Annotated in this window: 27 protein-coding genes; 12 read left to right on the forward strand and 15 right to left on the reverse strand. The window is 71.2% G+C overall.

The window, feature by feature from the left end:
• The first annotated feature begins 13 nt into the window (after window positions 1-13).
• Window positions 14-814, forward strand: a complete 801-nt coding sequence (locus tag ACWGIH_RS19895; protein WP_453445486.1) for a VOC family protein — start codon at window positions 14-16, stop codon at window positions 812-814.
• 15 nt (window positions 815-829) lie between these two features.
• Here ACWGIH_RS19895 and ACWGIH_RS19900 read toward each other — a convergent pair whose 3' ends face one another.
• The 3 genes from ACWGIH_RS19900 to ACWGIH_RS19910 all read right to left on the reverse strand — a co-directional run bounded on the left by ACWGIH_RS19900 (window position 830) and on the right by ACWGIH_RS19910 (window position 3,925).
• Window positions 830-2,014 (reverse strand): alcohol dehydrogenase catalytic domain-containing protein, encoded by a 1,185-nt coding sequence (locus ACWGIH_RS19900; RefSeq protein WP_453445488.1) that lies wholly within the window; start codon window positions 2,012-2,014, stop codon window positions 830-832.
• Between the two features lie 62 nt (window positions 2,015-2,076).
• A complete protein-coding gene (gene ligD, locus ACWGIH_RS19905) occupies window positions 2,077-2,988 on the reverse strand; it encodes a non-homologous end-joining DNA ligase (RefSeq protein ID WP_453445490.1) in 912 nt (303 codons plus the stop codon).
• Between the two features lie 55 nt (window positions 2,989-3,043).
• Window positions 3,044-3,925: an SDR family oxidoreductase gene (locus tag ACWGIH_RS19910; RefSeq protein WP_453445492.1), complete on the reverse strand. Its 882-nt coding sequence runs from the start codon at window positions 3,923-3,925 to the stop codon at window positions 3,044-3,046.
• 364 nt (window positions 3,926-4,289) lie between these two features.
• Between ACWGIH_RS19910 and ACWGIH_RS19915 the strand changes: the two genes are divergently transcribed.
• Window positions 4,290-4,970 (forward strand): DNA polymerase ligase N-terminal domain-containing protein, encoded by a 681-nt coding sequence (locus ACWGIH_RS19915; RefSeq protein ID WP_453445713.1) that lies wholly within the window; start codon window positions 4,290-4,292, stop codon window positions 4,968-4,970.
• Window positions 4,967-5,977 carry a non-homologous end-joining DNA ligase gene (gene ligD / locus ACWGIH_RS19920; protein ID WP_453445494.1) on the forward strand — a complete coding sequence of 337 codons (1,011 nt, stop codon included), beginning with the start codon at window positions 4,967-4,969 and terminating at the stop codon, window positions 5,975-5,977. Before ACWGIH_RS19915 ends, ligD (ACWGIH_RS19920) begins: the two co-directional genes overlap by 4 nt.
• 39 nt (window positions 5,978-6,016) lie before the next feature.
• On the opposite strand, the gene ACWGIH_RS19925 is transcribed toward ligD (ACWGIH_RS19920), so the two are convergent.
• The gene (locus ACWGIH_RS19925) at window positions 6,017-7,174 is read right to left on the reverse strand and encodes an RNA polymerase sigma factor (protein WP_453445496.1); all 1,158 of its coding nucleotides are present in this window, start codon (window positions 7,172-7,174) and stop codon (window positions 6,017-6,019) included.
• A gap of 8 nt (window positions 7,175-7,182) precedes the next feature.
• Window positions 7,183-7,590 (reverse strand): YciI family protein, encoded by a 408-nt coding sequence (locus ACWGIH_RS19930; protein ID WP_453445498.1) that lies wholly within the window; start codon window positions 7,588-7,590, stop codon window positions 7,183-7,185.
• Window positions 7,591-7,740: 150 nt separating this feature from the next.
• On the opposite strand from ACWGIH_RS19930, the gene ACWGIH_RS19935 reads away from it, so the two are divergent.
• Window positions 7,741-8,472 carry an alpha/beta hydrolase gene (locus ACWGIH_RS19935; RefSeq protein WP_453445500.1) on the forward strand — a complete coding sequence of 244 codons (732 nt, stop codon included), beginning with the start codon at window positions 7,741-7,743 and terminating at the stop codon, window positions 8,470-8,472.
• Between the two features lie 46 nt (window positions 8,473-8,518).
• Here ACWGIH_RS19935 and ACWGIH_RS19940 read toward each other — a convergent pair whose 3' ends face one another.
• Window positions 8,519-8,743, reverse strand: a complete 225-nt coding sequence (locus ACWGIH_RS19940) for a hypothetical protein (RefSeq protein WP_453445502.1) — start codon at window positions 8,741-8,743, stop codon at window positions 8,519-8,521.
• A gap of 464 nt (window positions 8,744-9,207) precedes the next feature.
• On the opposite strand from ACWGIH_RS19940, the gene ACWGIH_RS19945 reads away from it, so the two are divergent.
• Together ACWGIH_RS19945 and ACWGIH_RS19950 are read left to right on the forward strand one after the other, a co-directional pair.
• Window positions 9,208-10,155, forward strand: coding sequence for a VOC family protein (locus tag ACWGIH_RS19945; RefSeq protein ID WP_453445504.1), 948 nt, complete (start codon window positions 9,208-9,210; stop codon window positions 10,153-10,155).
• Between the two features lie 35 nt (window positions 10,156-10,190).
• Window positions 10,191-11,165 carry a SigB/SigF/SigG family RNA polymerase sigma factor gene (locus tag ACWGIH_RS19950; RefSeq protein WP_453445506.1) on the forward strand — a complete coding sequence of 325 codons (975 nt, stop codon included), beginning with the start codon at window positions 10,191-10,193 and terminating at the stop codon, window positions 11,163-11,165.
• Window positions 11,166-11,227: 62 nt separating this feature from the next.
• Here the strand turns inward: ACWGIH_RS19950 and ACWGIH_RS19955 are convergent, their stop codons facing one another.
• The 5 genes from ACWGIH_RS19955 to ACWGIH_RS19975 all read right to left on the reverse strand — a co-directional run bounded on the left by ACWGIH_RS19955 (window position 11,228) and on the right by ACWGIH_RS19975 (window position 14,166).
• Complete coding sequence (locus ACWGIH_RS19955) at window positions 11,228-11,608, reverse strand: hypothetical protein (protein WP_453445508.1); 381 nt, start codon at window positions 11,606-11,608, stop codon at window positions 11,228-11,230.
• A 53-nt stretch (window positions 11,609-11,661) separates the two neighbouring features.
• The gene (locus ACWGIH_RS19960; protein ID WP_453445510.1) at window positions 11,662-12,168 is read right to left on the reverse strand and encodes an SRPBCC family protein; all 507 of its coding nucleotides are present in this window, start codon (window positions 12,166-12,168) and stop codon (window positions 11,662-11,664) included.
• An 83-nt stretch (window positions 12,169-12,251) separates the two neighbouring features.
• Window positions 12,252-12,806: a DUF3291 domain-containing protein gene (locus ACWGIH_RS19965; protein ID WP_453445512.1), complete on the reverse strand. Its 555-nt coding sequence runs from the start codon at window positions 12,804-12,806 to the stop codon at window positions 12,252-12,254.
• Between the two features lie 32 nt (window positions 12,807-12,838).
• Complete coding sequence (locus ACWGIH_RS19970) at window positions 12,839-13,516, reverse strand: helix-turn-helix transcriptional regulator (protein ID WP_453445513.1); 678 nt, start codon at window positions 13,514-13,516, stop codon at window positions 12,839-12,841.
• Between the two features lie 71 nt (window positions 13,517-13,587).
• The gene (locus tag ACWGIH_RS19975; RefSeq protein WP_453445515.1) at window positions 13,588-14,166 is read right to left on the reverse strand and encodes a hypothetical protein; all 579 of its coding nucleotides are present in this window, start codon (window positions 14,164-14,166) and stop codon (window positions 13,588-13,590) included.
• Between the two features lie 289 nt (window positions 14,167-14,455).
• Here ACWGIH_RS19975 and ACWGIH_RS19980 point away from each other — a divergent pair, with 289 nt between their 5' ends.
• Window positions 14,456-15,541 (forward strand): DUF5937 family protein, encoded by a 1,086-nt coding sequence (locus ACWGIH_RS19980; RefSeq protein WP_453445517.1) that lies wholly within the window; start codon window positions 14,456-14,458, stop codon window positions 15,539-15,541.
• Here ACWGIH_RS19980 and ACWGIH_RS19985 read toward each other — a convergent pair.
• The gene (locus ACWGIH_RS19985) at window positions 15,538-16,983 is read right to left on the reverse strand and encodes an amidase (RefSeq protein ID WP_453445519.1); all 1,446 of its coding nucleotides are present in this window, start codon (window positions 16,981-16,983) and stop codon (window positions 15,538-15,540) included. The two genes, ACWGIH_RS19980 and ACWGIH_RS19985, sit on opposite strands and share 4 nt — an antisense overlap.
• A gap of 137 nt (window positions 16,984-17,120) precedes the next feature.
• Here ACWGIH_RS19985 and ACWGIH_RS19990 point away from each other — a divergent pair, with 137 nt between their 5' ends.
• The 4 genes from ACWGIH_RS19990 (at window position 17,121) to ACWGIH_RS20005 (ending at window position 20,300) form a co-directional block, all read left to right on the forward strand.
• Window positions 17,121-17,720, forward strand: a complete 600-nt coding sequence (locus ACWGIH_RS19990; protein WP_453445521.1) for a TetR/AcrR family transcriptional regulator — start codon at window positions 17,121-17,123, stop codon at window positions 17,718-17,720.
• 52 nt (window positions 17,721-17,772) lie between these two features.
• Entirely contained in the window at window positions 17,773-18,273 is a 501-nt protein-coding gene (locus ACWGIH_RS19995; protein WP_453445523.1) for a hypothetical protein, read from the forward strand.
• A 57-nt stretch (window positions 18,274-18,330) separates the two neighbouring features.
• Window positions 18,331-18,768, forward strand: coding sequence for a glutaredoxin domain-containing protein (locus ACWGIH_RS20000; protein WP_453445524.1), 438 nt, complete (start codon window positions 18,331-18,333; stop codon window positions 18,766-18,768).
• 635 nt (window positions 18,769-19,403) lie between these two features.
• A complete protein-coding gene (locus ACWGIH_RS20005) occupies window positions 19,404-20,300 on the forward strand; it encodes an ANTAR domain-containing protein (protein ID WP_453445526.1) in 897 nt (298 codons plus the stop codon).
• A 60-nt stretch (window positions 20,301-20,360) separates the two neighbouring features.
• Here the strand turns inward: ACWGIH_RS20005 and ACWGIH_RS20010 are convergent, their stop codons facing one another.
• The gene (locus ACWGIH_RS20010; RefSeq protein WP_453445528.1) at window positions 20,361-21,245 is read right to left on the reverse strand and encodes an NAD(P)-dependent oxidoreductase; all 885 of its coding nucleotides are present in this window, start codon (window positions 21,243-21,245) and stop codon (window positions 20,361-20,363) included.
• A gap of 48 nt (window positions 21,246-21,293) precedes the next feature.
• Between ACWGIH_RS20010 and ACWGIH_RS20015 the strand changes: the two genes are divergently transcribed.
• The gene (locus tag ACWGIH_RS20015) at window positions 21,294-21,710 is read left to right on the forward strand and encodes a MerR family transcriptional regulator (RefSeq protein ID WP_453445530.1); all 417 of its coding nucleotides are present in this window, start codon (window positions 21,294-21,296) and stop codon (window positions 21,708-21,710) included.
• Between the two features lie 39 nt (window positions 21,711-21,749).
• Here ACWGIH_RS20015 and ACWGIH_RS20020 read toward each other — a convergent pair whose 3' ends face one another.
• Entirely contained in the window at window positions 21,750-23,174 is a 1,425-nt protein-coding gene (locus tag ACWGIH_RS20020; protein ID WP_453445532.1) for a lipase family protein, read from the reverse strand.
• Between the two features lie 21 nt (window positions 23,175-23,195).
• On the reverse strand, window positions 23,196-24,794 hold the full coding sequence (locus ACWGIH_RS20025; RefSeq protein WP_453445534.1) for a GMC oxidoreductase: 1,599 nt from the start codon (window positions 24,792-24,794) through the stop codon (window positions 23,196-23,198).
• Between the last annotated feature and the right edge of the window lie 144 nt (window positions 24,795-24,938).

The raw sequence follows: 24,938 nt of genomic DNA on the forward strand, positions 1-24,938 counted from the left end.
AACGGTACAGAAAATGAGCAGCCACAAGGCATCCACAAGCCGCCACGTACCCAGCAGCTCGGTGTTCGGCGCACCCTGTTGGGTCAGCCTGACCACGCGGGACCTGGAGGCCGCGCAGGCCTTCTACCGCGCCGTCCTGGGGTGGGACTGGCGCGTCGGCAAGCTGGGCGACCAGTACAGGTTCGCGAGTGTGCGCGGCGTCCCGGTGGCGGGAGTGTCCGCCGTCGAGGCCGTGGGGCAGGCGGCCGTGGCCTGGACCCCCTTCTTCGCCGCTTCCGACGCGAACGAGACCGTGGCCCGCAGCCAGGAGCGTGGCGGGACGACCGCGGTGGGGCCCATCTCGTTCCCGCCGGGCCGGGCGGCGCTGCTCGCCGACCGCGAGGGAGCCGTCTTCGGCATCTGGGAGGGCGAGCTGGTGTCCGACTGGGAGGCATGGCGCCGCGCGGCCCCGGTCTTCGTGGAGCTCTACACCCGGGACGCCTTCGACGCGGCCATCTTCTACGCGGAGGTACTCGGCTGGGCGTCCACGTCGTCGGGCTGCTGCGAGGTCCACTACGAGGACGAACGGGTCGTGCTGCGCAGCCAGGGCGACGTCGTGGCCCGCATCCATTCGGGGGCGGTGGAAGCGGCGCCCGATCCGGAGATCCGGCCCCACTGGGCGATCCACTTCACGGTCGACGACGTGGACGCCTGTGTCCGGGCCGCGCGCGCCCACGGCGGCAGGCTTCTGAAGGGCGCGCAGGGGGCCACGGAGGCACTCCTGAGCGACCCCGACGGGGCGCACTTCGTGGTGAACTCGAAACCGGCACAGTGAGCTCGGGCTCCGGCTTCAAGGCCTGAGCAGTGTCTTGATCATTCCGTCTTCCTTGCCCTGGAACATCCGGTACGCCTTGGGGCCTTCTTCCAGCGCCATGTGATGCGTGGCGAAGTCGTCCACGCCGAGCGGGTCCTCGTCGGTGAGCAGCGGCAGGATGTCGTCCACCCAGCGTCGGACGTTGGCCTGGCCCATGCGGAGCTGGAGCTGCTTGTCGAACATGGTCAGGAGCGGCATCGGGTCGAGCGCGCCGCCGTAGACACCGGAGACGGAGAGGGTGCCGCCGCGTCGGACGATGTCGATCGCCGCGTACAGGGCGCCGAGGCGGTCGACGCCGGCGCGGTCCATGAGCTTTCCGGCCATGCCGCCGGGCAGCAGGCCCACGCCCCAGTGGACCGCCTTGGCCAGGGGCGCGCCGTGCGCCTCCATTCCCACCGCGTCGATGACGGCATCCGTGCCGCGTCCGTCCGTCAGGTCACGGATCGCGTTTCCGAGATCCTTGCCGTAGCGGCGCAGGTCGAAGGCCTTGACGCCGTCGGCGTAGGCCCGGCTCAGCCGCTCCGGCACCAGGTCCACCCCCACCACCAGGCTTGCTCCCCGGTGCAGCGCGACGCGCGCGGCCATGGCGCCGATCGGCCCCAGGCCAAGGACCGTCACCGTGCCACCGGGCGGGATGTCGGCGTACTCCACTGCCTGCCAGGCGGTGGGGAGCACGTCGGAGAGGAAGACGAACCGGTCGTCCGCGGGCCCCGCCGGCACCTTGACGGGCAGGGTGTTACCGAACGGCACCCGCAGGAGTTCCGCCTGCCCGCCGGGCACCTGGCCGTAGAGCTTGGTGTACCCGAACAGGGCGGCGACCGTACCGCGCTCCTTGACCTGGGTGGTCTCGCACTGCGAGTGCAGACCTCGGTCGCACATGAAGCACTGTCCGCAGGAGATGTTGAACGGCACCACCACACGGTCACCGGGCGACAGTTCGTTGACGCCCGGGCCGACTTCCTCGACGATGCCCATCGGTTCGTGCCCCAGGATGTCCCCGGGGTCGATGTAGGGGCCCAGGACCTCGTACAGATGCAGGTCGGAGCCGCACACGCCGGTGGACGTGACCCGCACGATGATGTCGGTCGGCTCCTTGAGCACGGGGTCGGGGACCGTCTCGACCCGGACATCTCGCTTGCCGTGCCAGGTGAGTGCACGCATCGGACTCTCCTCCACTAGCGCTGACGCTCGGCCCCTTGCGGGTCTCTCCCGTGAGGGCGTCGCTATGCCTGCGTGCGTTCTCGCAGCCGCCTGGCGGCGGCGTTCACGCCGCGCGCGTGCCGGGCGAGTCCGGCCCAGGGATCCTTGTCGAGGCGGTCCCCGAGGTTGGCCACCGTCCAGCGGCGGGCGGTCAGCCCGGGCGTGTCCAGTTCGTCCCAGCCCAGCGGCACGGCCACGGGGGCGCCGGGCCTGGACCGGACGGCGAACGGGGCGACCACGGTCTGGGCGTAGCCGTTACGGGCAACGTCCAGGTACAGCCGCCCCTTGCGCGCGTCCTTGCGGGGCTCGGTCGTCAGCTCCTTGTCGTACCGCGCCGCCAGGGTCTCGGCGGCGGCGCGGGCGAACGCGAGCACGTCGTCGGCGTCGTCGCGCCGGTTCAGGGGCACGACGACATGCAGACCGCGTGAGCCGGTGGTCATCAGGCCCGACGGCAGGTCGAGTTCTTCGAGCAGCTCGTGCAGACGGTGGGCGGCACTGCGTACGGGCTCGAAGTCGTCGGCGGGCGGGTCGAGGTCGAAGACCAGGCGGTCGGGGCAGCGCGGCCGGTCGGCCCGGCTCAGCCAGCGATGGGGGGTGATGCAGGCCTGGCCGGCGAGATAGACGAGGGTCGCGGTGTCGTCACAGACGACATGCGTGACCTTGCCGCTCTCCTTGGCGACCGTGGCGCGCTGGATCCAGTCGGGGAAGTAGTCGGAGGCCTCCTTCTGGTAGAAGCGGTCGCCGTCGATCCCGTCGGGCATCCGCTCCAGCATCAGGGGCCTGCCGCGCAGCTCGGGCAGCATCCGCGGCGCCACACGCCGATAGTGCTCGGCGAGGTCGGCCTTGGTGATGCCGTCCTGCGGAAAGAGTTCCTTCTCGGCTCGCTTGACCTCGACCTTGCGTCGTCCGACCTGCAGCTCAACAGTGGGGCTCACGTCACCGTCTCCTTCACGCCGATGCTTCCGCGGTCGTCTCGCTCCCCCGGCCGGGTCACGGCAGCGGTGTGCCTCCGGTGGCATTCATGATTTCGGCGGTGATGAAGCTCGCCTGCTCCGATGCCAGGAACACATAGGCGGGCGCCATCTCGGCGGGCTGGGCCGGACGGCCGATGGGGGCCTGCTTGCCGAACTCCTTGGTGTCGGGCAGCGTGGCCGGGATCAGCGGCGTCCACACAGGGCCCGGAGCGACGGCGTTGACGCGGATCCCGTCCTCGACCAGCATCTGCGCGAGCCCCTGGGTGAAGGTGACGATGGCGCCCTTGGTCATGGCGTAGTCGAGCAGGTGGGGACTCGGCTTGTAGGCCTGCACCGACGTGGTGTTGATGATGGAACCGCCGGACGGGATGTGCGGCACGGCCATCTTGCACAGCCAGAACATGCCGTACAGATTCGTTCGTACGACGCGGTCGAACTGCTCCGTGGAGATCTCCGTGATGCCCTCGGGCTGGGACATCTGATAGGCCGCGTTGTTGACCAGGACGTCGATGCGCCCGAACTCCGCCACCGCACGCTCCACGAGGCGACGGCACTGCTCCTCCTCGCGGATGTCGCACGGCACGGCCAAGCCGCGGCGTCCGGCCTTCTCGACGAGCCGCACCGTCTCCTGGGCGTCCTCCGCCTCCGTGGGCAGATAGGTGAACAGGACGTCCGCACCCTCGCGTGCGTAGGCGAGAGCCACGGCCCGGCCGATGCCTGAGTCGCCGCCGGTCACGACCGCTGCCCGGTTCTGCAGCAGCCCGCTCCCCCGGTAGGACTCCTCGCCGTGGTCGGGGGGCGGGTCCATCGGGCCGGTCCAGCCCGGCGGCTCCTGGTCCTGCGAGGCGAACTCGGGCTGCGGGTGCTTCGTCGTCGGGTCCTGCGGGGTGTCACCCATGGATGCTCTTCCTTCCTCGGATCCACTCTCTCCAGCTTGCTCCGCACCTCTCGGAGGCGCGAACGCCTGATACCGCTCACGGTGTACGACCTGCGCGAACGCGAGCCATCGGTGCATCGGGTGTCCCGCGGGCCGCGGTCCCACACATACGAGTGCGCACAGGACGCCGACCGGGGCCACAGGACCTGCGACCGGGGCGCGCTCGCCGTGCGGGTGGGATCGGGGGTGCATAACCTGGCCGGGGCCGAGCCACCCCATCACCGCAGGTCACCTGGCAGGTGATCGCATGCCGGAGGAAATCACGGGGTACGGGGCGCCCGAACGGATCGGCGAACGGATCAGCGACCCGACGGAAGGGGCCCGCGTGAGCGAGAAGGACGGTCTGCGGACCTACCGCGGCAAGCGGCACTTCGACAGGACGAGCGAGCCGAGCGGTGAGCCATCGGCGCGGGACGCAGCCGATGCGGATGCGGCCGATGAGCCCACGTTCGTGGTCCAGATCCACGACGCGAGCACGATGCACTTCGACTTCCGCCTGGAGGTCGACGGCGTACTGAAGTCCTGGTCGGTCCCCAAGGGCCCCTCCACCGACCCGCAGGACAAACGGCTGGCCATCCCCACCGAGGACCACCCGTTGGAGTACCGGGACTTCGAGGGAGTGATCCCCTCCGGCGAGTACGGCGGCGGGACCGTCATCGTCTGGGACCGCGGCACCTACCGGCCGACCAGCCACGACAAGCGCCACCGCCCGGTGCCGTTCGGCGAGGCCCTGGAGAAGGGCCACGCCACGTTCGACCTGCACGGCGAGAAGCTGCGCGGGCAGTACGCGCTCACCCGCTTCCACAGCCGCGAGGAGAAGAGCGGAAGCTCCTCCGCCAAACCGACCTGGCTGCTCGTACGGACCGGACACCGCTCGGGCGGCGGAACCCCCGACCCGCGCCGTGCGAGGTCAGCACTCAGCGGCCGTACGCTGCGCCAGGTCGCCGAGGAGCCGGACGCCCCGACCTGGCACTCCGACAGCGGTGACAGCGGTGAGCAGCCATGACCGGCCTCCTCGACGGCCTGCCGCCGGGCCTGGACGGCCGACTCCGCGAGGCGCAGCCGGGCGTCGAACTGGCCGCTTCCCCGATGCTGGCGACGCTCACCGATCTGCGTCACTTCCCGGACGGCTGGATCTTCGAGCGGAAGCTGGACGGAGTCCGGGCACTCGCGGTGCGCGAGAACGGCCAGGTAACGCTGCGGTCCCGGTCCGGACGACGGCTCGACGCCACGTATCCGGAGATCGTCGACGCCCTCGCGGGACAGGACACCGCGGACTTCACGCTCGACGGCGAGATCGTCGCCTACTCGCACGGCAGGACCGACTTCGGGCGACTGCAGCAGCGCATGGGACTCACCCGGCCCGCCGACGTCGCGGCGAGCAAGGTCGCGGTCACCTACTACGTCTTCGACCTGCTGCGCCTGGACGGCATGGACGTACGTCGGCTGCCGTTGCGTACCCGCAAGTCACTGCTGCGACGTGCGATCACGTTCACCGCCCCCTTGCGGTTCAGCACCCACCGCAACGAAGGCGGGCCCGAACTCCTCGCCGACGCGTGCCGCCGCGGCTGGGAGGGCCTCATCGCCAAGCGGGCCGAAAGCAGCTACCAGGCGCGCCGCTCGGGCGACTGGCTCAAGCTGAAATGTTCCCGGGGCCAGGAATTCGTGGTGGGCGGGTTCACCGAACCCACGGGCAGCCGGGAGGGCATCGGGGCACTGCTCATCGGCTACTACGAGGGCGATCGGCTGCGTTACGCGGGCAAGGTCGGCACCGGTTTCGACCGGCGTACGCTGCTGGCCCTGCGCCGGCAGCTCGACGAACTCCGCCTGACGGACTCGCCGTTCGACGGCCCGGTGGCGGAGCGGACCGCGCACTGGGCGCGGCCGCGTCTCGTGGCTCAAGTCGCCTTCACCGAATGGACGCGCGACGGCATGCTGCGCCACCCCCGCTATCAAGGGCTGCGGGACGACAAGGACCCGGCCGATGTCGTCAGGGAACGCGGGGAGCCCTGACGACCCCAGCCACCCGCGCCGGGCGCCGAGCGCGGCCCGTCAATCACTCCGCAGGGCGTTGAGCCTTGCGTTGAGCCGAGCTGTCTGACGCGTCAGGTGATCGCGTTCGGGCAGGTTGGGCGCCTTACGGGCCGCCTCGGCGTACAGATGAGCCGCCGTCGCCAGGTCGCCGTCCCGTTCGTGGAGGTACGCCGCCACGGCGGCGTGGCGGGGCAAGGACGGGTCGAGCGCGGCGAGGGCCGCCAGACCGGCGCGCGGCCCGTCGGCCTCGCCGACGGCCACCGCGCGGTTGAGCCGGACGACCGGGCTGTCGGTCAGGCTCACGAGTTCGTCGTACCACTCGACGATCTGCACCCAGTCGGTCTCCTCGGCGGTGGGCGCGTCGGCATGGAGCGCCGCGACGGCGGCCTGCGCCTGGAACTCGCCGAGGCGGTCGCGGGCGAGGGCCGCGTGCAGGATCCCGATGCCCTCGGCGATCGCCTCGGTGTCCCACCGGCCGCGGTCCTGCTCGGCGAGCGGCACCAGGCTGCCGTCGGGTGCGGTCCTGGCGGCGCGTCGGGCGTGGTGGATCAGCATGAGGGCGAGCAGGCCCGCCACCTCGGGGTGGTCGATGGCGGCCGAGAGCTGCCGGGTGAGCCGGATCGCCTCGGCGACGAGGTCGACGTCACCGGAGTAGCCCTCGTTGAAGACCAGATAGAGGACACGCAGCACGGTGGCGACGTCTCCGGTCCTGTCGAAGCGCACGCCGGACACGGTGCGTTTGGCCCGGCTGATGCGCTGCGCCATGGTCGCCTCGGGCACCAGGTAGGCCCGGGCGATCTGGCGGGTGGTGAGACCGCCGACGGCACGCAGGGTGAGCGCGACCGCCGAGGACGGTGTCAGCGACGGGTGGGCGCACAGGAAGTAGAGCTGCAGCGTGTCGTCCGTCGAGGGGGCGGGTCCGGGCGCCGGTTCCTCGTCGACGCAGTTCTCACGCCTGCGGCGTGCGGTGTCCGCGCGCGTCGCGTCGAGGAACTTGCGCCAGGCCACGGTGACCAGCCAGCCCTTGGGGTCTCGGGGCTGGTCGTCGGGCCAGACGCGGACCGCCTCGACCAAGGCGTCCTGCACGGCGTCCTCGGCCGCCGCGAAGTCTGCTCCGCGGCGGACGAGAATGCCGATCACGCTCGGCGTGAGGCTCCGGAGCCGCCTCTCGTCCATGTCCGGCTTCACTCGGTGACGGTGTGCTGCGCGCCCAGGAACGGGCGGACCTCGAGCCACTCGTGGATCGGCTTGCCGCCCGCGCCGGGGGCCGCCGACAGTTCCCCGGCGAGTTCCAGCGCGCGGTCGTGGCTGTCGACGTCGATCACCATCCAGCCGGCGATGAGGTCCTTGGTCTCGGCGAAGGGGCCGTCCGTGACCGGCGGGCGGCCCTCACCGTCGTACCGGACGAACGTTCCCTCGGGGGCGAGCGCCTGGCCGTCGACGAACTCACCGCTCTCCTCGAGGCGGGCCGCGAAGTCGTTCATGTATTGCACGTGCGCCGAGATCTCCTCGGGCGTCCACTGGCCCATCGGAACGTCGTTGACCGGAGCCGGGGCGCCACGGTAGTGCTTGAGCAGCAGGTACTTGGCCATGATGTTCTCCTCGGTGCTGATGCGACCCATTGTGGTCGCGTTCACCACGGGGACGGAGCCGGTCACGCGTTCTCGACATCTCCGTGCGACTTTTTTTCGGATACGAGGGCTGGTTCGTCCCGCGACCCCGCCCGGCCTGGAGGAACGGACTTGACGATCACGACCCGGACGGTGTCCTACACCACCGGCGGCGACAGCAAACCGCTCGACATCTACACCTCCGGGCAGCAGGACGACCGGTGTGTGCTGCTGTGGCACGGAACGGGGCCCGATGAACGGCACGTGATGGCCGCGCTGGCCCGGGAGATAGCCGAGCTCGGTCCCCGTGTCCTTGTCCCTGACTGGCGCTCGGACCGGCCCGACGGCGGACGGGAACACCTCGTCGACTCCTTGCGGTACGCACACGACCACGTTCACCAACTCAGCGACGGGCCAGGCCGGTTGATCCTCGCGGGATGGTCGGCGGGGGCCGGCGCCGCGGTGGGCGTAGCCCTCCAGCCGGAGGCATTCGACGGACCGCCGCCCGCCGCGGTGGTGGGCATCGCGGGCGGCTACCGGCGCCCGGCGCGCACCACGGGCGCCGTGCCCCTCCAAGTAGTGGGCTCTTCGGTGACGCCGATCCCCGTCCGGCTCGTGCACGGCACTGCCGACGAGGCGGTGCCCGTCGACTCCTCGCGCGAGCTGCACGAAGCGCTGCTCTCCCACGGCTGGGACTCCCGGTTGTCCGAGCCGGCCACCCACCACGCCGGGGTACTCGGCTGCGTGCACGACCCCGCCGCGGGGCACTGCGTGCCGGCCGATGACCCCGTCGTGTCGGCCCTCGGTCGACAGACGGCTCACGTGGTCGCGGGCGTGGTGCCTTCGCCGGGGCGGCGGGTGTGAGGGACGGCAGGCGCGGCTGAGGCTCCCGGTGGGCGAGTACCGACCGCTACGGCAAGAGCTCGATTCGGCGCTCCTGGCGCTCACCGGCGCTGACGCGCGTCGGCGCGAGGTCGGGGCCGACGAACTCGGCGATCTTCTGGCGTCGGGGTGCTCGGAGCAGGCCGACGCCGAGCGAGCCGTCGGCCTGCTCGTCCGGGTGGCGGTCGCCGACGCGGAACACGCGGTGCGGGAGTCCGCCCTGCACGCCGTCGGTGAGGCCTGCGCCCGTCACGAGATCCCCTTCGAGGTCCTCGCTCCGTGGCCGCCCATGGCGGTGCCTTCGCACCTCAGCTGTTGGAGTACGTCCTGTTCAGCCTGTCGGCGACGCACGACAGGCGTGCACTGTCCTGCGTCGAGCCGTTTGTGGCTCACCCCGATCCCGGTGTGCGCGAGGAGGCGCGGCGCGCGGTGGCCGAGCTCCGCGCGCCCGGAGGCGGACCGTCTCCACCCAGAGGCGGATCGTCTGCACCCTGAGGTCCGGTGATCCCCAAACGGGACCATCGGCCCGCTTCGGGCGCCCGCCCGCACGCCGCCCCGCCCTGGGGCGGGAGCGGGGCTTTCGGCACCGGCCAGGTCGGGGCCTTGGTCCCCTGGATGGGTGAGGAAGGTCCCGGTATGGCGCCTCCCGTCTGCGGAACCACTGGCGAGACCGCCGGAACCAGATGGGGAGAGGGCGCTGTGCCAAGGGACATCGGTGTGAGCAGGGAGCGTGAGCAGCGGCGAGAGAGGGCCGCTCCGCACGTGGGAGTCAGGGCCCGGGAGGCAGGCGGCGCGGGGACCGGCATCAGGCCGTTCCGCCGGGCCGGAGGGCTGCGCCTGGTGCCGCCACCGGGCGAGCCGCGGGCCACCCCGTACGGCGACGGCCCGCAGCAGGGCGCCGTGAGGGCTTCGGGAACCACGGGGGCCACGGGCAGGAAGCGTGGCGCGCCGTGCTGGCTGAGCCTGGCCTCCGCTGACGCCGTGGCGGCCAAGGAGTTCTACGCCCGGGTCCTCGGCTGGTGTCATGTCCCGCTGCTCGGCCCGCCGGGCAGGGCGCGGTTTCTGGCGCTGCGGGCCGGCGCACCGGTCGGAAGCCTCAGCCAGGCCTCGTGCGAGCTGGGCGTCTCGGCCGGGTGGATTCCCTATTTCGGCGTCGCTGACGTGGACGCCACGGTGGGGCGGCTGCGTGAGCGCGGCGCCACCGTCGCCGTAGGGCCCCTGAGCACCGAGACCGGGCGGCTCGCCATGGCGGCGGGCCAGCAGGAAGCGGTGTTCGGCCTGCGCCAACGCGCCCCCGACCAGCGCTGGAAGGTGGGCGCGGGCCCTGTCGCCCGGCTTGAACTGCGTACCCGGGACATCTTCGCCGCCGCCTACTTCTACGGGGACGTACTGGACTGGGCCGGCACGTCAGGTGACTGCTGCGAGGTGGAGTACACGCGCGGGCAGATCGAGGTGCGCGACGGGCTGCGCACGGTCGCCGCGTTCAGGGACGCCACGCCGTCCGGTTGGCACCCGTGCTTCCACGTGGCCGACGTCGACGTGGCCGCCATGGCGGCCATCGGCTGGGGCGGGCGCGTCATCGCACCGCCCGAAGGGGCCCTTAATCGGCGCGAAGCCGTGCTGGCGGACCGTGAGGGCAACACCTTCACGGTCACCGCGAGCTGAGCAGTGCGGAACGAGAGAGAGCGAGGAGCCGGACGATGTTTCTGCGGGCAACGGCGGACGTGGACGAAGCCGCCGAGCCGGCCGAGTGGGCGTGGAGCGAGAGCGACGGGCCGCGGGCGCGGGGCGAGAGCGACGGGCTGCGGGCGGCGCGGGGCGAGAGCGGGCTGCGGGCGGCGCGGGGCGAGAGCGACGGGCTGCCACGGATCGAGGAAGCCGACCAGGTGGCGCCGAAGGACGCCCGGGAGCTGTCGAAGCTCTTCTTCGAGGAGCTCCGGACGCTTGAGGAGGGCTCTCCCGCCTATCTGTACACGCGCAACACCCTGATCGAGATGAACCTCTCCCTGGTGCACTACGTGGCCGGCCGTTACCGCAACCGCGGCAACGGCCAGTTGGAGGACATCGTCCAGGTCGGGACCGTGGGCTTGATCAAGGCGATCGACCGGTTCGACCTCGACCGCGGCTTCGAGTTCGTCTCCTTCGCCGTTCCCTACATCCTCGGGGAGATCAAACGCTACTTCCGTGACACGAGCTGGGCCGTGCACGTGCCGCGGCGGCTGCAGGAGTTGCGCCTCCAACTGGTCAAGTCCCAGGAGCGGTTGTCCTCGGCGCTGGGCCGCGAACCGACGGTCGCGGAACTCGCGGCCGAGCTCGCGGTGACGGAGGAACAGGTCCTGGAGGTGATCGTGGCGGCCAATGGTTACGCCGCCGGGTCATTGGACAGCCCGCGCAGCGAGGGCGAGGAAGGCGGGGCCCACACCACCGGCCGTTCCCTCTCCGACACCATGGGCCAAGAGGACCCGGCCATCGCGGTGTTCGAGGATCTGCATGCCCTGGCCCCCCTTCTGGCCGGCCTCGGCGAACGCGAACGCCGCATCATCGAGATGCGTTTCGGCCAGGAGATGACCCAGGCCCAGATCGGCGCCGCCCTTGGCCTCTCGCAGATGCACGTCTCACGCCTCCTGTCGAGCACGCTCGCCGCTCTGCGCACCGGACTCCTGTGCCACGAATAGGCGGAGGCGAGACGCACGTGGGGCCGGGCAGCGTGACTGCCCGGCCCCAGGTGTCAATTCCCCTACGAGTCGCGTCGGTCGACCAGCTCTTTCAGCCGGGCGATCTCGACGGCGTGCTCGTTGAGCCGTATGGAAGCCTTGCCGCTGGTGTGGAGCAGCGCTCCCGCGACGGATGCCGGCACGGACAGCCCGAGGATGCCGAGCATCTTGGGCCAGTCCCGCTGGGCGCCGCACGCATCGGAATAGCTCGCGGATGCGTTGGCCGTGGGGCCGTCCGTGAACAGCCGTGACTCGCACGAGGTGCCGTCGGCGTCATAGGGCAGGGCCAGGGCCAGGGCGAACCACGCCCACAGCGCGACGCCCGCGGCCAGCAGCAGGAAACCCCACGCCTCCGCGTTCTTGGCGCGCCTCTGGAGCCGTGCGTGGGAGGCAGTCGGGTTCATGACAGGGCAACCTACCAAGCACGCGCCACCCACCCGGGCGGCACAACGGCCGGTCAGGTCCGGGATGCCGGCGCGGCGAGCTCGGCCAAGTGGTGCAGTGAATTGGTGAGGTGCTCGGGGCCGAACATCGGGAAGTCGAGGTAATCCCGGATGAACTGCGGCACCGCCGTCCAGTCGTAGGTGAGCGTGACTTCGGTCCGGGACGGACCGAGCGGCGTGAGGTCGTATCGCCAGATCCAGCCGCCGAACTCCAGGCGGCCGCCTTCCTTCTCCTCCCCCGTCAGCCAGCCGATGGACCGGGGTGGGTCGAGAACCTCGACCTTGTTGGCCACCTGGTAGTCACCGTCCGGGTGGTCGGGGTGGTACATGCCCATCCGGAAAATCTGCCCCTCCTCGGTCAACTGCGCGCGGTCGACGGGTTTCTGGACCCAGCCGGTGCCGTCGATCGCGGAGTGAGTCGCCGGGTCCGCCAGTACCGCGAACACGTCGGCGGCGGGCGCATCGACGGTCAGGGTGGCGCTCACGTACTCCTGGTCCACGATGTGTACGCTCCTCGTCATCTCGTCGGGCCTCCGCGAACGCGGAAGGGGTGCTTCCCCTGTACAGACGACCCGGCGAGGTGGAACTCATCGGTGTCCCGGCCCTACACCGCCGCCGCGTCCCCGGCGGGCATCGGCCGCGCGTGTGCGGCGCTCTGCTCGGGCCGCGTGGGCGCGGCGGTCTGGAAGTGGTCGGCGGACTCGGCCGCGGTGTAGGACGAGGCGAAGGTGAACGCGCGCGGGGAGGGTCCGTGCGCCCGCAGGTCAGCCAGCCGCGCCAGGGCCTCACCGACCGTCGGGACGTGGCCGGCGGGGACCCACCAGAGGACCATGTGCGACTCGATGTGCCGCTCGAACCACTCGCGGCGCCGCCGCATCACCTCCAGGTGCCCGCTGCGGTAGGTGAAGTCCCACAGGGCGTCCTGGGTCTCCCACACCGACAGGTTGACGATGACGTCCTCGCCCGCCGGGCGCATGCCCGTGGCGTCGCCCTCGCCCTCCTCCACCAGCCGCCACACGAAGCCGGGGGCGTCGTCGGCGGCGGCGTTGACGGGATTGAGCAACTCGACGAACGGCGCGATGCGTTCGTCGTCGATGGGGTGGAGGAGCGTGGCGACATTGAGCTCGGCGAGGTGGGCGGCATGCTCGGATGCGGTCATGGCCTCATCCCAGCACGCCCGGCTTTTCTATGTCAATCCTCATTGTTTTTAGAAGAGTCGAGCACCACGCAACACTCCCCCGGCCGCGCGTCCATACGAGCGCGAACGGGACCGTCCGCACCGAGCAGCCCCTCGAGCAACGCGAGATTCATTCCGCAGACGAGGGGCGGAAAGCGCTCGGCCACGGCATGGAAGGGGCAGTTGCGCATGCGAACGACCGGCACCCCGCCTTCCGCTCCCTCGGGGTCTTCCCTGTGCGGTTCGTAGCCGCGCGCGGCCAGCATCTCCATCGCCTCTTCGAGGCCTCCGCAAGGGGTGGCCGTGCCTCGCAGGGCCTCCCCCCGGCGCCGCGCGGCCGCGCAGAGCCCGGCGTCGAGACCGGCCTGCTCGGCAGCCTCCGCCAGCAGCTCGGCGGCGGTGCGGTAGTCGCGGGCGGGCAGCGACACCGACCGCTCGCCCGGCGCCCGCGTGTAGACCTTGGCGGGGCGCCCCGCGCCCGGTCCCGAACGCCCCGTCAGGCGTCGGCTACCGCTCTCCAGAAGCCCGGCATCCGTCAGCTTGTCCAGATGGTGCGCGGCGAGCGTGCGCGCCACCCCAGCCGCCTCGGCGGCTTCGTTCCGGCCGACCTCCCGGCCTTGGGCCGCCACGTACTCGTACAGTCGGCGCCGCACAGGGTCCTGCAGCACCGCGATCGCATCGATGTCCTCCACCCGTCCATTCTAGGAACAACACAGGTTGGAGATAGAAAGGCGTGGTCCCGGAGCCGGGTACGCGCCCGAGCTCAGCGCACCTGAGGGCACGTCCGCCCGTACGTCCGGCACTTCGTCTCGAAATCCGGTGGCAGCCAGTTCCCGCCCAGGAGCCGGGGATGGGCCGGGAAAGCGGCGTGGGCGGCCAGGACGAACATCAGCGATGCCCACAGGCCGTGCAGCTGGATCAGCTGGGGCGAGCCGTTGTACATGTCCCGGAAGGAACACTGGAAGACATCGGGTGCGACGAGATCCGCGGTGTCGAGACCACCCCATTCCAGGTCCAGCGAGCTCTGCGGATGCCCGAAGTAGGCCCGCCGGTCGGTGACCGTCACCTCTCCATGGCCGTCGGCCACCCAGCGCGGCCGGGCATCCGCGGCCGCCTGACGCCGACGGGCCGCGTTGCCGAGCGCCGAACCGACCATGCTCCCGATCACGAAGCCGGGCCGCCCGACGGCCAGTGTCGTGTTGTACGCGTACGAGCCGTCCCCGACGGCCCGCCAGGTGGAACGGGCCGCGGGCCCCACCGCCACCGATGTCTCACCGGGTGACAGGCGGGCCATCGAGGGCACCGGCGGCCTCTCGCCGAGCTTGCCCTGCGTGAGGTCCATGACAACATGGCAGGTGTAAAGGAGGTGATCGTCCAAGGCAGTCCAGGGAGTTGGGCCTCCGATCCGCGGCCACGCCGTGTATGGAACGTCGTTCACAACCCACCCCGTCCGTCACCCCACATCGATGATCGACATCTTAGGGATCGCCGGAGCGCTGAGTCGACGTGTCGTCACAAGACGCGTCGTCACACATCGTCGCGGGTACGGCGGACTCAGTGGTGGTCCCGTCGGTTGACGGGGTCCGTCAACCGACGCCGTCACGGGCCGTCCGGCCAGCGATGATGAGCGGATGACGCTGCGCATCGACATCACCGGCCTGCCGCCCGACCGGCTGCGGTTCACCGCCTCTCCCCTGGCCGAACTGACGGCGATGCTGCACGCGTTGGCCGCCCCCGGGCATCACCCGCATCTCGCGGACTGGGGCGCGGACGTCCGGGCCCGGCTGCGCCCGGAGTTGGCCGAGCGGCTGCGGGAGGCGGAGTTCCTCTGGCGTTCCTCGCAAGCCGACTTCCTGTTCCCCGCCCGCCCGCGGCCGACCCTCGCCCAGGAGTTGGACGACGTGGACCGGATCGACGACGAGACATACGTGACCGCCGCGCTCGTCACCACGTGCGGCGGCAACCGGGCCCCTTTCACCGCACCCTCACCGCTCACCGACGCGCGGGCGCGCGAGCGGGCCCTCGACCTGGCCCAGGCCCGTGGCGCCCGGCAGGAGGCCTTCGCGGAGCGGCTGCTCGCGGACCCGGCCGCCGTGCGGGCGCGCGTGCGCCACACCCTCGAACAGTGCGCCGAAGCCTTCTTCGACAGCTCCTGGGCCGGTGTGACCGAACGGCTCGCCGCCGATCTGCGCCTGAAGAACGACCTGCTGAAGCATCAGGGCATCGGTGCGGCGCTCGCATCGGTCTCCGGTGCCATCGCGCTGGCGCCGGACGGGGCCAGCATCACCGTGGACAAGCTGCAGGACAAATCGACCGCCGCCCACGGCGCCGGGGTCACCTTCATCCCCAGCGTTTTCGGCAGCCCGCACCTGGTGGTGGTCCACGCTCCCGGATGGCAACCGGTGGTGCAGTACCCGGTGGTCGAGCCGAACCCGCCGGAGCCGGTGTCCCTGGAGACGGTCAGGCTACGGCTGGAGGCGCTCGCCCACCCGGTACGGCTGCGGCTCCTGCGCACCCTGGCCCGCGGCCCGCACACCACCGGCGAACTGGCCCACACCTGGGAGCTGTCACCCCCGGAGGTCTCCCGCCATCTCGCCGCCCTGCGACGCGCCGACCTCCTGACAGCCCGCCGGCAGGGTCGCTACATCCACTACACCCTGAACGTGCCCGCGATGACGGCACTGGGCTCGGACCTGCTGTCCGCCGTGCTGCGCTAGGACTCGTTCCCTGCCCACACCGTCGGGGTCCGGCCCGACCACGGACTTGCCTGTTCGAGTTGTCCGGCGAGGCGGAAGAGCCGGTCCTCACGCCCATATGCGGCGGCGAACTGCATGCCGATCGGGAGCCCCGTCCCGGCGTCGGCCGTCACGGGCACGGACATGGCGGGCGTACCCGCCATGTTGAACACCATGGTGAACGGCGAGCGGTCGTTGAGCCGGTCGATCCAGCCGAGGCCGTCCAGCGTCCGCCCACCCTGGGCATAGGCGCCCAGCGGCATCGGAAGCTCCGGCAGGGTCGGGGTGAGCAGCACGTCGTGCGCGTCGAAGTGCCGTGCCAGGCTGCGCGCGACCCGGTTGCGGAGCGCGAGAGCGCCGACGAGTTGGGGACCGGTGACCCGCCGCCCGTAGTGGTAGCCGGCGAGGGTCTCCGGTTCGAGGGTCGAGGGGTCGACGGGCCGGCCGAAGGCGGCCGCCAGCTCGTCCACCAAGGCGGTGAGGTTCGCCGTCATGAGGCGAGCGTTGGCCAGAACGAACTCGTCCCATGCGGCCCCGAGGCCGACCTCGAACTCCTCCACCTGGTGGCCGAGGGCTTCGAGCAGCCGCACGGTACGCGCGAGGGCGTCGGCCACCGGTGGGGTCGTGCGGCGCCCGCCCCACGCCTGGCCGAGAACCCCGATCCGCAAGGTGCCCGGGGGCCGGGTGACTTCCTCCGCGTACGGCCGCGCCGGCTCCTGGGCGAAGTAGGGGTCGCCCGGCTCGGGTCCGCGTATCTGGTCGAGCAGTACGGCACTGTCGCGTACGGTCCGGCTGACGCTGCCCTGCACGGCCAGGCCGTTGAAGATCTCGTCGGCGTCGGGGCCCATGGAAACCCGGCCGCGCGTCGGCTTCAGCCCGAAGAGCCCGTTGCAGGCCGCCGGGACACGGAGCGAGCCCGCGGCGTCGGTGCCGTGCGCGATCGGAACCACCCCGGCCGCGACGGCCGCGCCCGCGCCTCCGCTGGAGCCGCCCGCGCTGCGCTCCAGGTCCCACGGGTTGCGGACCGGCCCGTACAGGACTGGTTCCGTCGTGATGCTGTAGGCCAGTTCCGGTGTCGCGGTGCGCCCGAACGTCACGAGGCCCGCGCGGCGGAAGCGACGCATCAGCGAGGAGTCGGCCGGGGCGACGTTGCCGGCCGCGAGACGGCTGCCCAATTCCGTGCGCCTGCCTGCCATGGCGACTCCGATGTCCTTGACCAGGAAAGGGACTCCGGTCAGTGGGGCGCCGGCGGGCATGGGTTCGCCGGCGGCCGGCCATGCCTCCACGACGGCGTTGATCCGCGGATTGACCGCCTGCGCGGCCTCGTGTGCGACTGCTGCCAGTTCGGCGGGCGTCACCTCACCCGCGGCGACCAGGTGCGCGAGCCCTACCGCGTCGAAGTTCACGTACTCGCTGATTCTCACTGTCACTCCCAGCGGAAGGAAAGATACCGTCGAGTCCCTGATGATACCCAGCGGTATCGTTCGGGACGGGCTGGTACCGTAGCAGCGCATGTGGGGCCCCCGACGCCCCACGACTGACAGGACTTCACGGAGTAGTCATGGCATCGACCGCCGGCAGGCCCAGCAGGGTGGCGAAGCTGCCGCCTCGCGAACGCATCCTCGACGCGGCGGAGGAGCTCTTCCAGCGCGAGGGAATCCGGCGGGTGAGCGTCCAGGCCATCGCCGAGCGGGCCGAGACCACCAAGATGGCGATCTACCGGCACTTCGAGACCAAGGACGCACTGGTCGCGGAGTGGCTGCGGATCGTCGCGGCCGACTACCAGGCGGCCTTCGACCGGGTCGAGGCGGAACACCCCGGCCGCCCCAGGGAGCAGATCCTGGGCCTGGTCCGCTTCATCGCCGAGGGGTTGCCCGCGATCTCGCACCGGGGCTGCCCCTTCATCAACGCCATCGCCGAGCTGCCCGACGGCGACCATCCGGCACGGCGGGTGATCGAGGAACACAAGGCGCACCAGACCCGCAGGCTGGTCGGGATGTGCTCCGAGGCCGGGCTGCCCGATCCCGGACAGACCGCGGCCGAGATCACCTTCTTGCTCGAAGGCGCGCAGGTCAGCACGCAGAACGGAAGCATCGACCAGGCGGGGGATCGGCTGATGAGAATCATCGAGGGGATCATCGGCGAGCGGCGGCTTCCATGACGCCGGCGACCGGGCCCGCGACACCCGCCGCGGCAAGTGAGGCGGCGGCCAAGTGAGCGACTGGTGGGGCCAGTTGGAGGGCCAGATCCGCCGCGAGGTCGACGCGGACGTGCTCCGTGACCGCCGGATGGCAGCGGTCAGATCTGTCTGGGAAGCCTTGCGCCCACTGGGGTTGGGGCTGCTCGACGCGCAGTTGGTGGTCCACTCGCGCTACGAGGCCCTCGGCGACCAGGTGCGGCGCACACCCCCCGACCCGCTCGACACGCCCTCACTCGCAGCCCGTGCCGCGGCTCTCCCCGGCCGCGTGGTCGCCGTCGAGGCCCTCTGGGACGGCGACACCGTGCACGACTGGTTCGTGGAGCTGGTCGCGGTCCTGGACGAGCCGCAGGGGGAAGGGCACGTGGCGGTCATCCACCACCTCCCCGGCCGCTCGCCCGCAACCGCCGCCACCGAGGCCGGCCGCGCGCTGGCCGATCACCTCGGCGTGCCCTTCCACTTCGCTTCACCGGACATCCCTGACGACCGAGCCCCGCGCTGGCGAACACCGGGGTGACACCCTCGTACGGGGGCACTGTCGGGGCGCTTCGGTTCGCCGATAGCCTGCGTCCTCATGATGCGCGCCTGGATTCTCCCCCTGCTGCTGGTGATCTGCGGCTCGTTCGCCGCGGCCGGCTCGGCCTCCACGGGCCACCCCGGCGCGGCCGCGGCGCTCCTGCTGGTGTTCCTGCTGCTCGCGGGGGTGCACTCACCGCTGTTCTTCCCGAAGTCGATCGGTGCGCTGGACGCACAACGCCGCGCCGCGACCGACGGCCGGCCGATCGTCTACTGGCGGTCGGGCTGCCCGTACTGCATGCGCATGCGCATCCGGCTGGGGCTCGACGCCCGCCAGGTGCACTGGGTCGACATCTGGCGTGATCCGGCCGGGGCCGCCGCGGTGCGGGCGGTCAACGAGGGCGATGAGACCGTTCCGACGGTCTTCGTGGCCGGCCGCCCCCACGTCAACCCCGATCCCGCATGGGTACGCGAACAGGCCCGCGCTTCCCTGTGAGGGAAGCGGCTGTGAGGGGAGCGGCGTCCTCCCGCGCGGACGCCACCGACACCGGTGCGAGGGCGGCCTGTTCGGGATGGCACCGACAGGGGGACAGGCCGCCCTCGCAGTGGGACGCTGTGCGTGTCCGGCCGTCGCCGCGCGAGTGCGGCAGCGGCTGGGGGCGCGTGGACCGAGGCTCCCCCTCGATCGGCTCGCGCGCGAAGCGCCCCCGGCGGAGCGAGGCTGCGGGAGTTGCCTCGCCTCCACGCATGGAGGGCGGCGGCTGGAGCCGTACGGTCGGTGATGCGGCTCCAGTCGACCCCGGGCAGCGTCGGTGTCAGTCGGTGGACATCGCGTCGAGGAGCTGCCCGGCCTTGGGGGCTGGAGAGCGGGCGGCGTGGGCGAGGGCAGCGGGGTCGGCCGGACCCGGGAGCCGTACAGTTTCGGGCCCCAAATCCGGCACATCGCCTCCAACCATTACCGCGTGCGGCTGACTTCCAGGGCCGGTCGTCACATCCTCCACACGTCGAGTTAAGGTCACCTCTGGTGTGGTGAGCAGCGGTCCTCTTCGGCGAACGGGGCCGAGGTGGGCGGCGTCAGCGACGTCGCGGCGCTGCTCACGATCGACGAGGAGTACGGACCAGGGTGCCGCCATGGGAGACAACGTGACGAACATTCCGTCTGCGCCCCCGCCCGAGGATCAGCCCTCGCCTCAGGACTCCCCCACCCTGAGGGCCGAGGCCGACGAGCTGAGAGCCACCGCCGAGCAGCTGCGAGGCCAGGTGTCCGAGCTGGAGGTCCAGGCGCGGGCGCGCCCCAGGATCGCCATGGCCGAGGGTGTCCTGGTCGAGCGGTATCGCCTGGCGAACGCGGAGGCGGCGTTCACGCTGCTGCGCCAGGCGTCCCAGCGAGCCAACATCAAGCTGCACCAGATGGCCGCCGCGGTGGCCCGGACGCCGGGACCGGCACCGGGGGCCAAGTCGTGGTTCGGCGGGCGGTCACAGCAGCCGAAACCCGACCTGACCGCGCTTGAGGCGGGAACGCTCGACCCCGCCAACCAGGGCGAGGTCCTGGGCGCCGCCCTGCAACGCGTCCTGACCGTGACCGGTACGAACATGGGCAACGTCCAGCTGATCGAGGACGGTGTTCTGCGGATGGCGAAGCACACGGGCCTGCCCCGTCAGTTCACCGACTACTTCGCGTTCGTCGAAGGAAGAACCGCCTGCTCACGGGCCGCCGTCGCCAGCCAGCAGGTCACCGTCAAGGACGTGGCCTCGTCGGCCGGTTTCGACGAGGAGACGCGCAGGGTGATCCTCTCGGCCGGCAGCCGGGGCGTCCACAGCATTCCGCTGATCGACGAGCAGGGCACCGTGCACGGTGTCATCTCCTCCCATCACGCCAACCCCTTGGTCGGCTTCACCCAGGCGCAGTTGCAGTCCCTGGACGCCACCAGCCGGGCCGTCGGCACCTGGGTCAAGTGGCACCAGCACACCGTCCTCGTCGACGCCCTGGAAGACCTTCACCGACTGGCGGTCGCCTCCCGCCGGTAGCGGCCGCGCTGACCCCCGCGTCACCGCCACCGGCCGGAGGCGTCCGGGGCCGGTGGCCGGTCAGCCGACGCGGGGCTTGACGAACTCCTCGATCAGTACGGGGTATTGCTCGCCACCGTGGCCCGCGGCGATCGCACGGTCGGCCATGGCCTTGATCAGCCGCGGCAGTTCGGCGTTTACGCCCACCGCCTCGCTCTCCTCGATCAGATGCGCCATGGCCCGCACGTCGGTCTCCAGGGCCGACACCTCGGCCGGGAAGGACCCCTTGTCGATCTGCTCGGCGTATCCGGGCAGCCATTCGGCCACCCCGGCGGCGATCTGTCGCGCGAACGGCGCGTACGTCGCGGCGTCGACACCGGCGGTCCTGAGCATGGCGGTGCCCTGGAGCCAGGCGTTCAGGACGCTCCACATCATGGCCAGGCCCGCCACGTCGTACAGGGACGCCAGCCCGTGATCCGCACCGAGGTGGCTGACGGTGCCGAGCGCGTCGAGCGTCGGCTTGTGCGCCTCGAAGTCCGGCTCCGGCCCGCTGTGCAGGATCAGTGCCTCGGCGGTGCCGATCCCCGCCGGGATGGCCATGATGGCGCCGTCCAAGTAGCGCGCGCCGCGCTGCTCGGCCAGGCGCGCGGCTTCCCGGGCCTGGGCCGAGTCGCCCGAGGTCAGGTTGACCAACGTCGTGCCGCCCAGAGCGACATCGCTCGCGTCGAGCAACTCGTGCACGGCTTGGTAGTCGGTGAGGCAGATGATCGCCAGGGGACTTGCCGTGAGGGCGTCCCCGACCGTCGGCGCCGGCAGCGCGCCCTGGGCGATCAGTTGGTCGGCCTTGGCGGCCGTGCGGTTCCACACGGTGGTGGGGTGTCCTGCTTTCAGGAACGCGGCCGCGAGGGCCTGGCCCATCAGGCCGAGTCCGATGACTGATACGGGTGCAGCGGTTTCGTTGTTCATGGCAGCATCGTCAACGTTCATACCGGTATGAAGGTCAAGTGAGGTTCGATGCGCATCGGGGAACTGAGTCGTCGGACGGGCGTCAACGCCCATCAGTTGCGCTACTACGAGGCCCAGGGCCTTCTGGAGGCCGACCGCAGGGCGAACGGCTACCGCGACTACGACGAGGACGCCGTGCTGCGGGTGAAGCAGATCCGGCACCTGCTGGGTGCGGGCCTGTCCTCCGAGGACATCGCGTACGTACTGCCCTGTGCGGTGGGGGAAGCACCTGAGCTGCCCGGGTGTTCCGAGCTCCTTTCCGCGATGCGGTCGCGGCTGGGGCGGCTGGAGGACCAGATGCACCGGCTTGCTCAGTCCCGTGACGCCCTCGCCGTCTACATCGAGGCGGCCGAGCGCACGGGAAGCGAGAACTATCCGCCGTTCGACCAGGTGGGCCAGGTGGACCAGAAGCCCGTCCCTGCCTGAGGCCTGTCGCGGCCGGGGCGGGGACGGGCGATCACGGGGTCAGGGCTGGAGCGGCATCTTCCAGCAGTTGGAACGTGCCGGTTCGCCGGAGATCCGGTCGGTCAGCCAGGAAATGGCGTCGCCCTGGTCCGTGATGAGAGGCACGAGGTGATTGGTGAGGATCTTGTCGCCGAGGTTCGGCAGCGCGATGGGTTCGTAGGTGACGTTGCCACCCTTGCGGCACCAGTCCACGGCCAGTTGCCGGGCCTGGCCGTGCGGAACGATGTCGTCCTGGACGCCCGTCGCCAGGCGCACCGGCCCGTTGGGCTTGAGTGTGCCGATGCGCTGCTTGTCCAGCGCCGCTTTCGCCCGGGGATCGGCGGCGATGATGTCCCCGACCGACTTGCCGTCATGGGTCCACTTGTTGCTCTTGGTGAAGCCGTAGCCGAACAGCGCGTCGCCGACGCACATCGTTGAGGCGTCCTTCAGCGCGGCCTTCCCCGCGGTGTTGATGTGTGCTTCGACGACCGCGCGCAGGTCGGGGTCGGCCTGGGCGAATCCGGTGATCGACCAGGCAAGGGCCCCGGCCAGCGCACTGCCGTCGATGCCCTTCATGACCGAGGTCAGATCCGCGGGCGGTGCGCCGGCGTAGGTCCCGGTCAGGCGGACGTCGGGGGCGTAGGAGGACTGGAGTTCGGCCGCCGCCGCGCTGGCGCCACCGCCCTGGCTGTAGCCGTACAGGCCGGTGCGGGACTCCGCGGTGACCGACGCCCCGGGCACGGAGCGGGCGGCGCGGGCCGCGTCGAGCAGGGCGTGCCCCTGGTCGAGCCGGTTGACGTAGGTGTGTGCGCGGTCGGTGGCCCCGAGGCCGACGTAGTCGGTGATGACCACGGCCGCCCCGGTGGCCAGAATCCGGTAGATGGCGAGGGCCTCGTACCCCACCGACACGGTTTCGCCGTTGAGGGTCAGGGGGTGCTGCAGGGCGAAGGAGGGAGCGCACTGGTCTCCCTGGCCCATGGTGCCGGAGGCCACCGCGACCAGCGGGCGCGGCCCGGGTTTCGTCCAGGCGGCCGAGGGCTCGATGTAGGCGCCGGTCACCGCGACGGGTTTCCCGGTCGAGTCGGTGGACTTGTACATCAGGCGGGTCGCGGTGCCCGGCATGGGGCGCCCGTCGAGGCCCGGGATGCTCACTCCGAGCGGCATGGGTTCGGTGCGGACCAACGCCCCGTTGGCGGAGGGGAGTTCGGCGGGCGGGTTGTAGAAGGTGGGGATGGTGACTCCCCGGGAGACGACTGGCTCCCCGTCGGCCGCGGTGGCCGGTGCCCCCGACAGGCCCACGCAGACGGCGCCGACGACGGCGCCCGCCGCCAGGCGCAGACGGGCCGGGGCGGCACCGCGCGCCGACTCCTCGGTGCTCGCGGAGACGGGGCTCGCGGGGGTTTCGGCCGAACGGGAAGTGCGCGAAGGGTGTCTCTTGCGGCTCATGGTGTGCTCCTCGCTCGGGATTCAGATGATCGTGTCGATGTCGTGGGCGGTGATGGCGTCCATCGCCCGTTCGGCCACGGCGGCGATGGTCATGGATGGGTTGCACGCTCCCGTCGTGCCGGGGATCAGCGCGCCGTCGAGAACGTAGAGCCCGCGTTGCCCCCGCACGCGGCCGTCGATGTCGCACACGGCACCCATCGCCGCTCCGCCCAGCGGGTGCCAGGTGCTGTTGACCAGGGAGTTGGTGTCCGTGAGCACGCCGAGCCCCTTGGACACCTCGGAGACCCGCCGGTGGATGTGCCGGTGACTTTCCGCGTCGCCGCCCGACGGCCAGTGCAGCGAGACGGAGTCGGTGGAAGCGTCGTACCGGAGGTGGCCGCGGTCGGGGCTCACCCCGAAACCGACCAGCATGGTCGTCCTGGTGTCGAGGCCCAGGGGCGGAAGCGACGCCTGGATGATCGTGTTCGCGGTGTCGGGGTTCTCCCAGGCCTTGCTGCCGAAGACCACCGGGCCGCCCTGCTCGCTGCCGAAGTCCTCCCGCAGGTTCGTCCACGCGTAGATGCGGTCGCCGTTGGTGCCCCATCCTTCGCCGAGGCCGTCGGGCAGGTCGGGGATGGTGCCGGTGGCCGCCGCGCGCACGAGCAGCTTGCTGGTGTTGACGCTGCCCGCCGCCATGACCAGACCGCGTGCGGTGAGGATCTTTCGTTCCCGCACCCGCCCTGCGTCGTCGGTGCGGTCGACCCGCACCTCCCAGCGGCCGTCGGCGGCCCGCGCCACCGACGTGACGTTGTGGTGCGTCGCGACGGTGACCTTGCCGGTCGCCTCGGCCTGCCGCAGGTAGGTCACGTCGACGGAGTGCTTGCCGCCGTTGTTGACGCCGAGGGCGCAGTCGCCGTTCGTGTACGACGGCTTCATCTCGCCGCGCAGTTCGGCCAGGGCGTAGTCCCAGTCGATCGGCATGGGGATCTTCTCCAGGTCGTACCCGACCCCGCGCACCCGCTCGGCGAATATCCGGGCCGCCGCGTAGTGGGGGCTGCTGACCAGTGCGTCGGGCGCGGTGGCCACCCGGAGCATCTTCGCGACCCGCGGATAGTGGATCTTGTTCATGCGGCGGTAGTCGAGCTCTTCGGGCAGCCAGGTGTTGAACACCGCCTCCGACGGCTGGAGGGTCATGCCCTGGTAGACGAGCGACCCGCCGCCGACCCCGGCCGCGCAGACACTGAGGATGTTCTCCCCCAGCACGGGTTCCAGGAGCCCCGCGTAGGGCGCGAAGTTCAGCGGGGTTCCCAGCAGTCCGGCGAGGGGCCTGACCGCGGCCGGCAGGGTGCCGTACCAGAGCATTCGCTTGTCGAGGCCCGACACCCGGGGGAAGGTCTCGGCGTTCGGTCCCGTCGGCCAGCGCCGGCCGCGTTCGAGCACGGTCACCGGCACGCCCGCCTGCGCCAGGCGGAGCGCCGCCACGCCTCCCCCGAAGCCGGACCCGATGATCACGACCCGGTGTTCCTCCCGGGTCGTGCGTACTGCGGCAGGCGCGGCTGCGGCATTCCGATACGGCAGTGCACTCGTGGCCGCGAGTCCGGCGGCGCCGGTGAGCAGGGCTCGTCTGCTGGGAGGGGGCATGCGTGGCTCCTTGACGGCGGGACGTGGGAAGGGGCGTCTTCCTCGATGGCGCGCACACCGGCGCACGTGTTGACGTGCGCATGACATAGAGACCAACGCGGGTTACCCGCTGGTTACTTACGGGAGAGTAAGGCTGGGTGTCAG

Source organism: Streptomyces sp. NPDC054872, assembly GCF_053610705.1.